This window comes from Sunxiuqinia sp. sy24, from assembly GCF_052677165.1.
The window spans coordinates 1-15,782 of the sequence record NZ_JBQYLH010000027.1 but is presented as its reverse complement, the minus strand read 5'-3'; the positions used below and the strand labels follow the sequence as shown (position 1 = coordinate 15,782).

8 protein-coding genes and 1 tRNA gene are annotated in these 15,782 nt (G+C 44.0%); 2 read left to right on the top strand and 7 right to left on the bottom strand.

Features of this window, described 5'->3' with window-relative positions; all coding sequences use genetic code 11:
• Nucleotides 1-22 precede the first annotated feature (22 nt).
• The 5 genes from gpmI to ACUNWA_RS18100 form a co-directional block, all read right to left on the bottom strand.
• Nucleotides 23-1,555 carry a 2,3-bisphosphoglycerate-independent phosphoglycerate mutase gene (gene gpmI, locus ACUNWA_RS18120; RefSeq protein WP_445593340.1) on the bottom strand — a complete coding sequence of 511 codons (1,533 nt, stop codon included), beginning with the start codon at nucleotides 1,553-1,555 and terminating at the stop codon, nucleotides 23-25.
• 381 nt (nucleotides 1,556-1,936) lie between these two features.
• Nucleotides 1,937-4,450, bottom strand: a complete 2,514-nt coding sequence (locus ACUNWA_RS18115) for a prolyl oligopeptidase family serine peptidase (protein ID WP_445593339.1) — start codon at nucleotides 4,448-4,450, stop codon at nucleotides 1,937-1,939.
• A gap of 285 nt (nucleotides 4,451-4,735) precedes the next feature.
• Nucleotides 4,736-6,088, bottom strand: a complete 1,353-nt coding sequence (gene gdhA / locus ACUNWA_RS18110) for an NADP-specific glutamate dehydrogenase (RefSeq protein ID WP_445593338.1) — start codon at nucleotides 6,086-6,088, stop codon at nucleotides 4,736-4,738.
• A gap of 194 nt (nucleotides 6,089-6,282) precedes the next feature.
• Complete coding sequence (locus ACUNWA_RS18105) at nucleotides 6,283-6,933, bottom strand: LuxR C-terminal-related transcriptional regulator (protein ID WP_445593337.1); 651 nt, start codon at nucleotides 6,931-6,933, stop codon at nucleotides 6,283-6,285.
• On the bottom strand, nucleotides 6,930-11,549 hold the full coding sequence (locus ACUNWA_RS18100; protein ID WP_445593336.1) for a PEP/pyruvate-binding domain-containing protein: 4,620 nt from the start codon (nucleotides 11,547-11,549) through the stop codon (nucleotides 6,930-6,932). The genes ACUNWA_RS18105 and ACUNWA_RS18100 overlap by 4 nt, the downstream gene beginning before the upstream one ends.
• 429 nt (nucleotides 11,550-11,978) lie before the next feature.
• Here ACUNWA_RS18100 and ACUNWA_RS18095 point away from each other — a divergent pair, with 429 nt between their 5' ends.
• On the top strand, nucleotides 11,979-13,409 hold the full coding sequence (locus ACUNWA_RS18095; protein ID WP_445593335.1) for a monomeric [FeFe] hydrogenase: 1,431 nt from the start codon (nucleotides 11,979-11,981) through the stop codon (nucleotides 13,407-13,409).
• A 272-nt stretch (nucleotides 13,410-13,681) separates the two neighbouring features.
• On the opposite strand, the gene ACUNWA_RS18090 is transcribed toward ACUNWA_RS18095, so the two are convergent.
• Together ACUNWA_RS18090 and ACUNWA_RS18085 are read right to left on the bottom strand one after the other, a co-directional pair.
• Nucleotides 13,682-14,320 carry an O-methyltransferase gene (locus ACUNWA_RS18090; protein ID WP_445593334.1) on the bottom strand — a complete coding sequence of 213 codons (639 nt, stop codon included), beginning with the start codon at nucleotides 14,318-14,320 and terminating at the stop codon, nucleotides 13,682-13,684.
• Complete coding sequence (locus ACUNWA_RS18085) at nucleotides 14,321-15,541, bottom strand: M16 family metallopeptidase (RefSeq protein WP_445593333.1); 1,221 nt, start codon at nucleotides 15,539-15,541, stop codon at nucleotides 14,321-14,323.
• A gap of 169 nt (nucleotides 15,542-15,710) precedes the next feature.
• On the opposite strand from ACUNWA_RS18085, the gene ACUNWA_RS18080 reads away from it, so the two are divergent.
• Nucleotides 15,711-15,782, top strand: a tRNA-Phe gene (locus ACUNWA_RS18080).

Genomic DNA, 15,782 nt, shown 5'->3' with positions numbered 1-15,782 from the left:
GGGCTCAAAGATATCTAAAAAACTATCGTTTAATCAAAACTTCTCCGGTCATTTCAGCAGGAATTTCCAAGCCCATTTCTGATAGCAGGGTTGGAGCTACATCAGCCAAAATACCATCGCTGATAGTCAGGTTTTTGTCATCGCTTACATAGATACAAGGCACTGGATTCAAGGAGTGAGCCGTATTAGCTGATCCATCAGCATTCACTGCATTGTCCGCGTTTCCGTGGTCTGCAATAATCAGTACATTGTAATTCTTTGCACGAGCCGCTTCAACCACTTCTTTCGCACAAGCATCAACAGCGCTTACCGCTTTCGAAATGGCTTCGTAGTCGCCGGTATGCCCAACCATATCGCCATTCGCAAAGTTCAAGCACACAAAGTCCACGTCGCCTTTCAGCAATTCAGGCACAATAGCGTCTTTCACTTTAGGTGCCGACATTTCAGGCTGGTGGTCATAAGTAGCAACCTTAGGCGAAGGAATCAGAATCCGGCTTTCGCCTTCAAACTCATCTTCGCGGCCACCACTAAAAAAGAAGGTTACGTGAGCATACTTTTCAGTTTCAGCAATCCGAATTTGCTTCAGACCTGCATTCGAAACAATTTCCCCCATCGTGTTGGTTGGGTTTATCTTTTCGAAGATAACGTTGACGTCTTTGAAGTCAGCCTTATAAGAAGTCATGGTGTACCACTCCAAATTCATGGTGTGCATGCCAAACTCCGGAAGATCTTCCTGCGTGAAAGCAATAGTAGTCTGACGCAGACGATCAGTACGGAAGTTGTAGCAAATAACAACATCACCTTCTTCAATCACTCCAACCGGGCTGCCATCTTCGTTCACCATGCTGATTGGCTTGATGAATTCGTCGGTTACTCCGGCGTCGTATGAAGCTTTAATTGAAGCTAAGAGATCGGTTGATTTTTCACCTTTCCCTTGCGTGTAGAGGTCGTAAGCCAGCTTCAAACGATCGTAGTTTTTATCGCGGTCCATTCCGAAATAACGACCAATGACAGAGGCAAATTTACCGTTCGTTCCTTTCAAAGCTTCCAAATCGGCTTCGAGGAAACCATAGCCTGAGCGAGGATCGGTGTCACGACCATCCGTCAAACCGTGTACAAATACATCTTCCAGCCCCATGTCTGTTGCCATTTGGCACAGCGCAACCATGTGTGAACTTAATGCGTGTACACCTCCAGGCCCAACCAGACCAATCAGGTGCACTTTTTTATTATTGTCTTTGGCGTAATTATATGCTTTAACCAATTGTGGGTTTTCCCACATCGATTTGTCTTTGATTGCTTTGGTGATTTTCACCATATCCTGGTACAAGACCCGTCCGGCACCAATATTCAAGTGACCAACTTCAGAGTTCCCCATTTGTCCATCGGGCAATCCTACATTTTCTCCGGAAGTCAGTAATTGAGAATTTGGATAGTCCTTCATCAAAGAATCGATGAAAGGAGTTGGAGCAGTTGCGATAATATCACTTTTTGATCCATCGCCGATTCCCCAGCCATCCAGAATCATTAACAAGGTTTTTTGTGCGTCAGCCATAATTTATAATCGTTTTAAATAATTAACTATTTGCGGTGCAAAAGTATTCTTTTTTACGCGGGATTGAAAATCAGGAAATCATCAACAAATCAAATTTAATGATTCCTTGATCTGGCGAATCAATTTAGTTTCAAGCCTCTATAGGGGTATTTCTGCTTCCATCGATTTTCTTCTCTTCACCTTCTCTACTCACCGAACAGAGATTTGATTCGCATGTTGGTGAAACCACAGCTTGATTTACCGAAAAAAGTTGCTCCTCTGAGTTAAAAGCGCTCAGAAAACCAACCCAAACGAACTACCGTTGCGAATATTGAAGGCGAATGAAAAACAGTTAAAAACAAGTGTTTCCATTCGCCTTCAATATTCGCCTAAAACGGCTATCTATAAGTTTTTATCAGGATACAGATCCTCCCATTGCTGGGCTTGATTTTTCAATCTCAGGTCGAACCAGGACATGATCGTCTGGTGCCACTTCAATCGCTTGTTGTAATCAATGATCCAGTGATCCTCGCCATCAACCAAAACCATCTCCACATCTTTCCCAAGTAATTTAAGGGCGGCATAATACTGCAAGCTTTCGCCCACCGGCACATTCGTATCGGCTGTTCCGTGAAGCAACAAAATGGAGTTACTGAATTTATCGGCATTGTACAGCGGACTGTTTTCCACAAAAATATCTTTCCGACTCCACGGATAGCTGTTTTTTGCAGCCCCGGCATTATAGGAATAACCCCAGTAACCTTCGCCCCAGTAGCTGGTAATGGAGCTGATTCCGGCATGCGAAATAGCCGTTTTAAACAACGAGGTGCGGGTTTGCAGTAACATGGTGGTAAATCCGCCATAGGAAGCACCAATACAACCCACATTTTCACTGTCAGCATCCGGATGCGCGGCCAAAAACTTTTCCGTACCTTCAATAATGTCATCGATCGCTTCAGCCCCCCAGCCATTCACATGCAAGGCTGAAAAATCTTGCCCGAAACCAGTGGCGCCACTAGGCTGCATCACATAAACCAGATAGCCGGCAGCTGCCCATATATTTTTAGGATAGCGTCCGCCAAAGGTTCGGCTGGTTGGCGATGTGCCTCCATAAAAATTGACAATAACCGGATACTTTTTATCCGCGTCATAGTTGGGCGGATAATAAACACGCCCGTAAATTGTTGTTCCTTTTTTGTTGGTGAAGTTCCAATCGGTTGTTTGTCCAAACTGAACATCTGCCAACTGCTTTTCTTTAGGAAAACGGAGCAATTTGCTGTCCTCTTTTTTCAAGTTGAGCACATACAACTGTTCAGGCGTTGTTTGGCTGCTTCCGGTAAACACCGCTACCGGTTTCTTATGCGCATAATCAATACTCCCCAACACATCCACCGGTAAATCTATCTTTTGGTATTTCTTGCCCGCTAAATCATAAGTGTACAAAAACTTATAGCTTTTTTCTACGGCCGAAATATAAATCCGATCATTGCTTCCCCAGTGAGCTCCGGCAACAGCCGGGTTAAACTTCCGGGTAATTGGATCGACCTCTCCGGACTGAAGGTTGTACAGAAACAACTGCGAATCGTAACTGTTCGGGATCCGGTCATCACTCACATTCACTCCTAAATCGCCAAAACATTCCGGACCGCCCTGCACCAGCAGGTACTTGCCATCCGGCGAATACTGGCAGGAACCTCCATACAGTTTATCTTTCCAAATGGTATCTAATTCCAAGCTTGCCAAATCCATTTCAAACAAGTTTTGCTTGGAGAAAGGCACTTCAGCGTAATCCATTTTCCGGGTTGAAAAAAGGATTTTCGTTCCATCGAAGTGAATATCGTGTAAACTGGAAGTCAGGTTTCCGGCAGTCAGCGGGAAAATAGTTCCGGTAGCAACATCAATTTTATTCAGGTACGAACGGCTACGGAAGTAAGGCAGGCGGTCATCGTTTCCAAAAATCCGCTTCAGATCACCAGGTTTGTCGGCTTTAACCGAGCGGGTATAAATCACAAAATCTTCTGTTTCGGCCCAACGATAGCCCGAAAAATCGTCCATATTTTGAGCAACTGATTTTTCTAATCCTGAAAGCAAGTCGTAAACAAACAGTTCTGCTTTTTCTTCAAAACGAAGAATATAACTGAGGCGATCGGACACGGGCAACCATTTTATCTGAGAGATTCCGGCATTACGCAGAACTAACACATTTTTCTTTTGCTCCAAGTCATACACCTCTTTCCACGATTTACTTTTACCGCTACCCCGAACCACTTCGGAATAGCTGATTAAAACATATTTCCCGGAAGGAGAAACCGATGCCGACGAAATATCTTCACCATCCAACACATCGTGAATTGTAAGAAAACGGTCTGCACTTAAACTCCAGTCAACCTGCGTATTTTCAAACTCTTCATCCGCCACAAACTCAGCGTCCAATTTGAGAGGCTCTGCCGGCGCAATCACTTTTAGCATCACCTCGTGTTTACCGGCCTGAAGCTTAAGCTCGATTTTATTATCAGCCAGTTTATCTTCCTGTTGTGTTTTTTGCAAGTCGCCATCCACGTAAATTTCGGCCACCGCATTCAGGCTAATAGTCAGCGAACCTTTGGTCCACCGGTCGACCGACAAATACCCCGAAAGCAACACCAGTTCCTTAGCGCTTGTTTTCTGAATCAAACTATCATTCGCAAGTTCGATGGTTTCCCATTGGTAATCGGCACGATCAAAAGATGGTTGGAGCTGCTTTAGCAAGTCACTCTTTTCAAATTTATTGCCATCCACATTGGGCACATCGGCAAAAGCAGGCAGCTGCACCTGCGGGAGAGTTGCCAACTCCCAGTTTTTCAGCGCAACGCTATTTTGCCCTAGTACATATTGGGCGAACATCATTAAAATCAATAAAAATCCAGTTTGTTTCATAGTACTTTGATTATCGGTATGTGGCCGGTCAATGCCGGCTATTTTTACTCAGTAGCCAAAAATAGCGACTCCAAGGCAGAAATAAGCTGACTTTTATTCAATTTCCAGTTTCCCATCATTCTTGACACCTTAGATCGCAACTCCTCGTTTCTGCAAAAACAAGATAACCGCACAATCCAAGCCCTTGGTTTCAAACCAATCAAGCTGAACTGCACGGTTATCTGATCTATTTTTCCTGTTCAAAAGGCTTTACTCCAAGCAAAGCCTTCCGGAAAGAATAAGTGCTTAGACTACGCCCTGAGCGATCATTGCATCGGCCACTTTGATAAAGCCACCAATGTTTGCTCCCTTAGGATAGTTTACGTAGTTTTCATCTTCGCGACCATATTTCACACAAGTTGCATGAATGTTAATCATGATTTGCTGCAAGCGCTCATCAACTTCTTCTCTTGTCCACGGCAAACGCATGGAGTTCTGAGTCATTTCCAATCCAGACACGGCAACACCTCCGGCGTTAGCTGCTTTTCCGGGAGCATAAAGAATCTTGGCTTCCAGGAATACATCAATCGCTTCATTGGTTGAAGGCATGTTGGCTCCTTCAGCAACCAAGGCACAACCGTTTTTCACCAAAGTCTTGGCGTCATCTTCATTCAGCTCATTCTGAGTGGCACAAGGCAAGGCTACATCGCAGGTGATTCCCCATGGTGTTTTACCTTCGAAGTATTCAGCATCAAATTTATCAGCATATTCTTTAATCCTTCCGCGACGAATGTTTTTCAAGTGCATGACGTAATCCAGTTTTTCGCGATCGATTCCGTTTTTGTCATAAATAAAACCAGAAGAGTCGGATAAGGTGACCACTTTCCCGCCCAATTCAATCACTTTTTCAGTGGCATACTGAGCAACATTACCTGAACCAGAAATGACAACCGTTTTTCCGGCCAAGCTATCATTTTTCAGTTTAAGCATTTCCTGCGAAAAGTAAACGGTTCCGTAACCAGTAGCTTCCGGACGAATCACGCTTCCTGAATACTCAATCCCTTTTCCCGTTAAAACTCCAGTAAATTCGTTGCGAATACGCTTGTACTGACCAAACATGTAGCCAATTTCTCTACCACCAACACCAATATCACCGGCAGGAACGTCGGTATTTGGTCCAATGTGACGTTGTAACTCAGTCATAAAGCTCTGGCAAAAACGCATCACTTCATTATCTGATTTTCCTTTAGGATCGAAATCAGAACCACCTTTTCCGCCACCCATAGGCAATGTTGTCAGGCTGTTTTTGAAGACTTGCTCAAAAGCCAAAAACTTCAGGATACCCAAGTTAACCGTTGGGTGAAAACGCAATCCGCCTTTGTAAGGTCCAATCACACTACTCATCTCAATCCGGTAACCACGATTCACCTGAACATCACCTTTATCATCAATCCAAGGCACTCTAAAAATGATCACACGCTCGGGCTCAACCATGCGCTCCAATACTTTATTCTTAAGGTACTTGGGGTTTTCATTAATAAAGGGCATCAAGGAAATAGCAACTTCCTGCACTGCTTGGTGAAACTCCGATTCATTTGGATTTTTGGCAATTACCTTTGCCATCAAGTCATCAACTTTTACATTTAAAAGATCAGCCATAATTATCTATTTTTTAGTTTTTTTCTTTGTCTCAAAGGCATTCCGGATGGGATAAATGTAGCAGTATGATAGCCTAAAGCGAAATGCCCTCCACAAATGTAACACAGAAAGGAGCAATCGAAGAATTCTGAATTCAGATTAGGTATTTTACCTAAAGGCCTTTTCTACGCCTTATGTGTCAGCAAACTTATGGCTTAAATTTCGATGATGTTATTCTTGATGGAGAACTTAACCAGCTCGACGGTGCTTTTGAGTTGCAGCTTTTGCATGATGTGGTTTTTATGTGCATCAACCGTCCGCACGCTGATGCATAATTCATCAGCAATTTCCTGGTTTGAATAGCTTCGTCCCCAAAGCTTGAGCACTTCAATCTGCCGCTCACTCAAACTATTTAGCCCTTCGGTCTGTTCTTCGGGTACATCCAGCTTATCGATATACTGATTGAGTACCATTTGGTTGATTGAGCGATTAAAATAATCGAAACCATTCCGCAGGGTACAAATGGCTTCAATCAGTTCCTTTTGCGATGCATCGTGCCCCAAAATGCCTTTAGCCTTCGACTTCACAATTTTAACAATCGTCTCTTCGCTGCTGTCGAATGAAAGAATCAGCAGACGAGCCTTAGGGTTGAGCAGCGATAGCCGAATAATGAGATTCATGGTTCGAACGCTGGTATCATGAATGGAGAGAATCAGAATATTCAAACTCCTATTCTGAGCCAAGGTCATCAACTGATCCTTATGGTCGGCACAAAACAAAATTTCAAACTCAGGCACGCGCTCTAGCAACAGCTTCAGCCCCTGGCCCATCAAATGATGCTCGTCGTAAATTCCTATATTAATCATGAAATAATAACCGCTGCAGTTTTTGTTTTCCCATTCATTACCACCCGTAAAGGGCTGTCAAAACGAACATGCTTGAAATAAGTCGTTTCAGCAATCATCGTCTGATCCTGAAGCATATCCCAGCGAATAACATCGCTGGATGAATTATGGATTACAGAGAAATAGCCAATATTCATAGAGGTCACATTATGAAAAAAATGCGATCCCAAAGATGAATCGAGCGGAAAATTTTCGAGGCTGGTTTCCACAATCACCTTCGCATTGGAGATTTGTGCCCAATTGACCGGAATACCTAAAAACTGGTCGCGGGTTCCCCACCTTCCGGGGCCAATCAGAATATATTTCCGTTTCTCTTTCACCATCAAGTTGTTCAGCGCTTCAATTTCAGCAGCCATCTCCATGGTTTTCAGCTTGCTAAACTTTTCGGGCGGAACATAGATCACATCCGTAATCTTACTGATTTCGCCATTCCCCAGACTCATGCCCGAGCGCAAAAGCATTTTCCCCGGTTCAATCGCGTTAAAGTCGAAATAGTGAGACTCGATACTCGCCAGCAACGGTTTAATTTGCAACAAGTAGAATGTCGGCAGTCCATGCTTTCCGGGAGTCAGATCGACAGCATATTCAATTTCAACGGGCGAGCCAAAAGCCCCCTCAACAGCATGCAATATCGTATCGATTGTTTTGGCCAGCGGAATGTATTCGTACTGCAAAATGTTGGCAAAATTCACCACTCGCGGCCCATACGTATCCAATCCTGGCTCAACGGTATCGTTATCCGGATTGTAAACTGACACACAATGCTTCAGGGTGCCGTGCTTTTCGGCTTCTTCAATATCGAGTAAGTCGAGTGCTGCCAGCTCGCCTTTATTCAGCAAGTCGAGATCGAGGTTTGAGCAGTTTAGAGCATAAAACTTGACCTGCGTACTGTTCAGCAAATCTTTAATGTTGTACACCGAAACTTTGGGGTAGACGGGTGAGAAACGGTACGATTTCCAGCCACTGACCACGTAGGTGCCCAAGCCGAGTGCGGCAACAGCAAAGCCTTCTTCCGGCTTCATATCAGCAACCGGATAATAATTGAATGACTGGGCCACTCCACTGATATGCGGATAGTAATGATCGCCATGGAAATCGCCAACAACTTCCTGCAACACAATGGCCATTTGCTCATCTTCGACCCGATGCTGAATCGCTTCAAAATAGGTTCGGGCGCCATCAGAGTATATCGAGGCATAAACCATCTTGATCGCATTCGCCAAATGCTCAGCAACCTTACGCTTATTCTGCTTACAATTCGGGATAATATAAGTGTCAAAAACACCCGAAAATGGATGCGTAATAGAGTCCTCCGAAGTACTGGACGACCGAACAGCCACCGGCTTATCAATCTGATTGACATATATTTTCAACTTGCGCATCAACGAGCTGGACAAATTAGCTTCATAAAAATGCTCCCGAAGCTCCTTATAGCTAATCTCAGGATTTGAAATGACCTCCCTTAGGTTGTTCCGGCTAATGAAGTTCTGAAATTCAGTAGTCCCCACAATAACCGTAATGGGAGTTGAAATATTGATTTGCGAAGCCAGTGCCGAGAAATCATAATTATAAATCAGCACATTAATAAAGGCCAGACCACGCCCTTTTCCTCCGAGAGATCCACTGCAAAACGACACGATATTCCGTTCATCAAGCGTGGCGGTCTCGTCAAAGCCCATAATGCGACCCTTCTTTTTCTCCTCTTTATACCGGGTGATGGTTTCGAGAAAGAACTTACGTGATTCGCCGACGTTCTCCATCGAGTTCACCGGAACGGGGTTCAAGGTTTTTGCCAATTGGATTTCGCCACGCGCCATTAACCAAAGAGAGAAGTTATTCTCGAGCGCATGCAGGTAAAACGACTCATCAGGAATTTTTCGAAGCATGGTTTCAAACTCACGCAGTGATCGGGCAACGGCTATTTTCTCATCTTTTGCATTCAGGAAAACAAAATTGCCAAAACCCAGGTAGTTCTTCAAAAAGTGCTTTAAATCCTGAATCAAGGTCTCCGAATTTTTATCCAGAAACATGACATCCAGCTTTTTAGCATACCTCCGATTGCTGACCTCTGACGATTGCAGAATCACCGGAAGCTTATGAATATTGGACTTGGCGTATTGAATAAAATCGACCCCGGCCTTTTTATCTATCTTCCCACCGCGCTCAAATTCCATGTCGCTAATAACGCACAAGATAAAGTCTTTGTATTTATTAAAAATCGCTGTGGCCTCTTCGTAGTTTTTAGCCAGCAAAACTTTGGGCCGCGAACGCATACGCCCAATTTTGTCCAGCTCATTTTTCTCCACCTCTGGTAAAATCTGCTGTACCTGATCAAAAATAATGGAGTATAAAAACTGTAAGTATTTCGAATAGTAAAGCGGTGAATCCTCAATCACCAAAATCACGCGCACCAAGCCCACCCGGGTATCATTTTCCACATTCACCCGATCCTCGATCGACTTAACAATCGCAAACAAGATGAGCGAATCGCCGTTCCAAACAAACAACTGATCGACCGAGCCGATGGTAGGAAGCAGTTTTTCAAAATAATTGAGGTCACTCTTCTTATTAACCAGCAGGTAAATCGGGATTGTTTTGTGCTGCTCGCGAATCTGTTCGCTCAACTCAATAGGAGCTTTACGGTCGAGCCCCGCCATCAAAATAACCAAATCGAAATTCGTGGTTTCCAATAACTCAAGCGCTTCCTCGGCAGATGAAACACCGGTAATACGGGGAAGCGAAAAGAGACTGTACTGATAAATTTCACCCATGAATTTCTCAAAAAAGGAATCCTCACTTTCCAGCATAAAGGCATCGTACAAGGTTGAAACAAATAAAATATGCTTCACTTTATACTTCATCATATCCAAATACACATACTTCTCGAGCGACTGCTGGTTGAAGTATAGCTGAAGGGGCTTCTTGTTCCGAACCAGTGATTTCCGAAACTCTTCCGATCGATGTGGGTTGGTGATAACCACGCCTTTATTGCTAATAATCTCAAAACCCTTATACCCATTCAGATAGCCATTCACCATCTGGCAAATGTTTCGAATGAGGTCCCGTTCTTCACGCAAGAATGGCCCTTCGTCGGCTTCCGGAAAGTCTTTCAGGTAAAAAATTTCGATGCTTCCCTTTTTGTTATCAACCGTCATCAACTGATCCTTTTGCACCCAGGGAGACTCTTCAAAATTAGGGCTGACGTACTCGTCGCGTCCAAACCGGATACGGCAAGCAGTATATTTAGGGTATTGCCACGACTGCGGCAAAATATTACAAATACGCTGCAACGTTTCATAAACGCTGTTGCTTTCCTCAATGATTTTCGAGGTTTGATTAATGGCCTGCAGCTCCTTCAACCTCTCAGTATTGGCATGCAGAAGCCGGTTAAGCATATTTTTCACGGCTCGCCCTGCAATTAGCTCAGCCAGATTATTCAACAACTCGCGCTCTTCTTTCAGAAAAGGACCTTCATCCAAATCGGGAAACGCTTTGGTGTAAAAAACTTCAATACTCCCTTTTTTACTTGTATCGGTTTGAAAAAATTGCTTGATCTTCCAGGGTGTTTCTTTAAAGCCCAAACTCTCATAGCTTTTCCCGCCATAATTTATTCGAACAACCGTGTCATCCGGGTATTGAAAAGAAGCTGGCAAAACCGCACAAATCCGGGACAAACTCTCTTCCAATTTTCGGCTACGCTTCAAAATTTCAGCCGTTTTGTTTATCCCCTTCAGTTCTTTCAGTCGTTCCCCATTTTCAACCAAAAGAGATTCTAACGAATACTTACTAACCGCTCCCGACACCAGCGAGCTTAAACTTTTCAAGAAGCGCTGTTCTTCAGACAGAAAAGGGCTACCGTCTTCGCCTGCAAGTTTTCTCACATAGAAAAGCTCAATCTGCCCCTGCTTTTTATCGGGTGTTTCAAAAGACTGACTGATGTGCCACTGGCTTTCTTTAAACCGATCGCTAACATACACCTGATTATCTAACACAATTCGAGCCCGCGCATATTTAGGATGTTGACACGTATTGGGTAGATACTGACATAGCTCCGACAATCCTTCGGCAAGCGAATGGCTGTGTGCTAAAATTTCGTTGGCTTTGTCAATCCCTGTCAGTTCCTTTTGTCGCTCCGTATGAAGATGATTAAGCTCCCTGAGTCGAATATTCGCTATTGCTCCTCCAATAATGGTACGCCAATAAGGCAATTGCTCCTTAACCGCCAGGTAAGCTTCAAAATTCTCAGATTGAATTAAGTCCGTGTTGAAAAAAATCTCGATGACCCCTTCCGGCTGTTCGGAAGTTTCAATTAAACTGCGCAAAACAACAGCGGAATGCTTAAACCCACGGCTCACAAACTCCTGATTGTTGTAGCTTATAGAAACAGAAATTACCTCCGGCGATGCTCCCTTGACAATTTCATTAGCGATACTTTTCAGCAGTGAAGCCAGCTTCGAGTTCCCCTCAATTTGTTTCACAACAGCCTGACCGATGGCACTTAAACGTAACTTTTGCTCAAGCTCTAATCGGGCACTCGACTCTTCTGACTGCTTCTCCCCTTTCGATTCTTTATTCATAACTGGCAGGTATCTGGGTCAACTTTAAAGTTTAAATTAAACGCCTTGCAATAGCCTCTTGACGCTTTTGTAAGAATACAAATATAACTAACCGCAGGCGATTGTCTATCGCAAACAGATAGAGTTTGTTTGTCTCTTGATTAAAATGGGAGTTTAAGGAATAAAGGGCAAGAGCTTCATCAAATAATTCAAATCAGATTTTCAAGCCGTTCTACCTGAAAAAAGATCAAAAACCATAATCTTCCAGTATGCTCTGATTTACCCTTACCTTAATCCCAGTAAGGTCAAACAACATCGGCTCGAAGACTATATTCAGAGGCTATATTGACACTGTGTTAATTTCCTTTTAAATGAGGATATATAATTGCTTTTCATGTTATTCAGCATAAAAAATACGTACATTTGCCGCCAGAAAAAACAAGGCAAAAAATGGCATATCTAAACAATGTGATGATCATTCGGCACGAGCTGATAGCCAGATTGGTCAGACTGTTTCAGGAAGGTAACCTAAGTACAAAAATCGATAGCTTGCCGGTAGAGCTCTATCCCAAAAGCCGGGAAGCCCGCGGCCGTTGCTGCATCTACAAGGAACGGGTGATCACCCGCTACAAAATGCTTCCGCTATTGGGTTTTGAAGTTCCCGAAGATGACATCGACCTGGTTCCACTACACAATTACGCAGAAAAAGCTCTTCAACGCAACACTTTATCCGATCAGATCTTAACAGTTGTTGACGAAGCCTGCACCTCCTGCGTGCAAGCCAACTACGTGGTCACCAACCTGTGTCGCGGATGTGTGGCCAGCCCCTGTGTAATGAATTGCCCAAAAAATGCCATCCGTTTTACCCCCTCAGGACAGACCGAAATTAAAGTTGATGACTGTGTCAACTGCGGACTATGCCAGAAAGCCTGCCCCTACCATGCCATTGTTTACATCCCCATTCCGTGCGAAGAAGCTTGCCCGGTAGGTGCCATCAGTAAAAATGAGCAGGGCGTGGAAGAAATCAATGAAGACAAGTGTATCTACTGCGGAAAATGTATCACCGCCTGTCCTTTTGGTGCCATTTTCGAATTGTCGGCCATTGTCGATGTCCTGAAAAGTATTGAGCAAAAGCAGCAAGTCATTGCCATGATCGCTCCAGCTATTCTGGCCCAGTACCAGGAAGCTCCCGGAAAAGTGTTGGCGGCCATCGAAGAAATTGGCTTTACCGAAGTGGTTGAAGTGGCTCGTGGAGCCGAAAAAACAGCCCGCCACGAAGCCGAGGAGCTCAAGGAAAAACTCGGGCAAAACGCTCCGTTCATGACCACCTCCTGCTGTCCCTCCTATGTTGAAGCAGTACGCAAACATGCGCCCGGACTGCAGTCTAACGTATCGCACACCCCATCACCAATGGCCTACACCGCCGAAGAACTTCGCGAAAAGTACCCCGATGCCAAACTGGTTTTTGTAGGTCCCTGTGTTGCCAAACGAAAAGAAGCACGGGACTTGGGCTCGGTTGATTTTGTATTGAGTTTTGAAGAGCTGGATGCCATTATGGAAGGAATGGGTATTGAACCCGACAAAATGGAAGCTATTCAACTGGAGAGCTACACGCCTGAATCGCGTGGATTTGCAAAGAGTGGTGGCGTTCTGAATGCTGTATTGGCCGAAAAAAAGGTAGAAAACTTCACATTCGAGCAAATTGATGGCATCGACAAAGCGGCCATCCGACAAATTAAAATGTTGGAAAAAGGCAAGAATTCAGCACAATTTTACGAGGTGATGGCATGCGAAGGGGGTTGCATTAGCGGCCCGGGAGCCAACGTAAAATCAGCCAAAGCAAAAAAGAACTTTATTCAGGGACTTCGCTCTCTGACCTAGAAATTGAGGGTAATCTATTTCCCAACAAAAAAGGAGTGGGCTTTAGCGGCCTTCTCCTGCTATGCTGCGCTCTTTAAAGGACCCCCTTTCGATATAAATTTAACTGAAAAGCGATTCCGCTTGTTGCAGCAACTAAAAAGGTCAAAGGCTGTTAATTGCAATTGAATTCAATCATTTCCTTCCCCTTCGAGCTAAAGCACAAAGGACACAGAAACATGCAGACTTACATTTGAAAGCGAAATCCGGCAGCGGAGGTAAAAATTACCAACACCTCATTTTTTTCGAATCAGCATCAGCCCGTCGCGAAAAGGCAAAATGGTTTGACTCACCCGTGGATCATCCTTTATTTTTTGATTGAAGGCCAGAATCCCCTGCGTTTGTTCATCCTTCGCATCCAGCGCCTCCACCACCTTGCCACTCCATAAAATATTATCGGCAATCAGAATTCCTCCGGAAGGCACCCGATCAATCACCAGGTCCAAATAACTGGCATATTCACGCTTGTCGCCATCAATAAAGACAAGCTCAAACGGCTCATCCAAGCTCGGAATAATGGACCGTGCATCGCCAATATGCTGACGAACCTGATGCTGAATACCAGCCTTCACAAAATACGAGTGAGCCATCGTTTCCAGCTCATCATTAATTTCAATGGTGTGCAACAGTCCGCCATCGGCCAATCCTTTAGCCAAACAAATAGCCGAATAGCCGGTATAAGTACCAATTTCAAGAATTCGATTGGGGCACACCATCTGACTTATCATCGTCAGAATAGTGCCCTGAGCATGTCCTGAGAGCATCCGTGGATGTAGCACTCTTAAAAACGTTTCGCGCTCCAACTCTTTTAATACCGAGTCCTCTTCGTCAATATGCGCCAGAATATATTTCTCCAGCTCGTGTGTCTGTTCCATCTATTCGTAAGTTAAAATACTCAACTGCCGCTCGTCAAAAATTTCATTGGCAATTTCCATCAGTTGGCTTCCGGTAATGGCTTCAATTTTCTGATAAATCTGAGGCAAACTATCCACCTTGTTATAGAGCAAAAAGCTTTTCCCCAACGTAAGCATCAGGTCATCGCGATTTTCACTAGACAAGGCAATCTGCCCTATCAGTTGCTTTTTGGCTTTACTCAATTGCAACACACCCAACGGTTTGTTTTTGAGTAAGCGAAACTCTTTATTCACCAAATTCAACGCCCGGTCGAGGTTGTCGTGTTCAGTTCCAAAATAAACATTAAACTGCCCGGTATCCGAGTATGCCGTATAGCCTGACTCCACATTATAGGCCATTCCATTACGTTCGCGCAAAGCCAGGTTTAAACGAGAATTCATCGACTGACCTCCCAAAATATTGTTTAGCAGCACCATGCCCATGCGCTTCTTGTCCTGCGCATTGTAGGCAATATTACCAATCACACAGTGTGTTTGAAAAGTATCGCGCTTAACATGTCGCGTTGCTGGTGTATAATGATTAAAAAGAAGTCGCTTATTAGATCGTAGGCGGCTTGGGATAGGAGCAAAATACTTTTCGGCCATGCTTAAAAACCGCGCAAACGAGATATTCCCCACCGAACTAAGAACCATCTGATCGGTATGATAATTATTCTGTAGAAACCGAAAAATATCGTCGCGGGAAAATGCCTTCACATGCTCCGGCGTTCCCAAAATATTCCGGGCAATGGGATGACCATCAAACATGAGCTCATCAAAGTCATCAAAAATCAATTCTGATGGGCTGTCCTTATACGAATTGATCTCTTCCAAAACAACCTCTTTTTCCCGTTCCAACTCTCTGACCGGAAAAGTACTGTTAATCAGAATATCACTGATCAGCTCCATGTTCCGATCGTAATATTCATTCAAAAAAGAAGCATACACAGCCGTCTCCTCTTTTGAAGTGTAGGCATTAATTTCGCCGCCAACATCCTCAATCCGACTTATAATATGATAGGCTTTACGCTTTTTCGTTCCTTTGAAAATAACATGTTCAATAAAATGAGCTATTCCCTGCTCTGACGGAGCTTCGTCCCTCGAGCCGGTATTTAAAATGATGCCGAAATGGGCAGCCGGTGATTCCACCTCTTGATGAATTAACCGGATTCCATTGCTTAATATGTGGGTATTTATTTTCACGTTCTCTTAAATTGGAGTGCAAAAGTAGAAAACGTAAATGAATTTTCAATTGATAAATCCATGAAAAAGAAAAGGTTCTGCTATAGCTGCCATTTTTTTATTCTCAGAGAGCAAAAAAATGTTTTGAAGTTAAATATTTCGCCGTATATTTGCCATCGCTAAAGACAACGGTGCCATAGCTCAGTTGGTAGAGCAACGGACTGAAAATCCGTGTGTCCCTGGTTCGATTCCAGGTGGCACC

Bases quoted from the DNA above. Each gene is read 5' to 3' on its own strand.
- gpmI (WP_445593340.1), bottom strand. From the start codon at position 1,555: ATGGCTGACGCACAAAAAACCTTGTTAATGATTCTGGATGGCTGGGGA.
- ACUNWA_RS18115 (WP_445593339.1), bottom strand. From the start codon at position 4,450: ATGAAACAAACTGGATTTTTATTGATTTTAATGATGTTCGCCCAATAT.
- gdhA (WP_445593338.1), bottom strand. From the start codon at position 6,088: ATGGCTGATCTTTTAAATGTAAAAGTTGATGACTTGATGGCAAAGGTA.
- ACUNWA_RS18105 (WP_445593337.1), bottom strand. From the start codon at position 6,933: ATGATTAATATAGGAATTTACGACGAGCATCATTTGATGGGCCAGGGG.
- ACUNWA_RS18100 (WP_445593336.1), bottom strand. From the start codon at position 11,549: ATGAATAAAGAATCGAAAGGGGAGAAGCAGTCAGAAGAGTCGAGTGCC.
- ACUNWA_RS18095 (WP_445593335.1), top strand. From the start codon at position 11,979: ATGGCATATCTAAACAATGTGATGATCATTCGGCACGAGCTGATAGCC.
- ACUNWA_RS18090 (WP_445593334.1), bottom strand. From the start codon at position 14,320: ATGGAACAGACACACGAGCTGGAGAAATATATTCTGGCGCATATTGAC.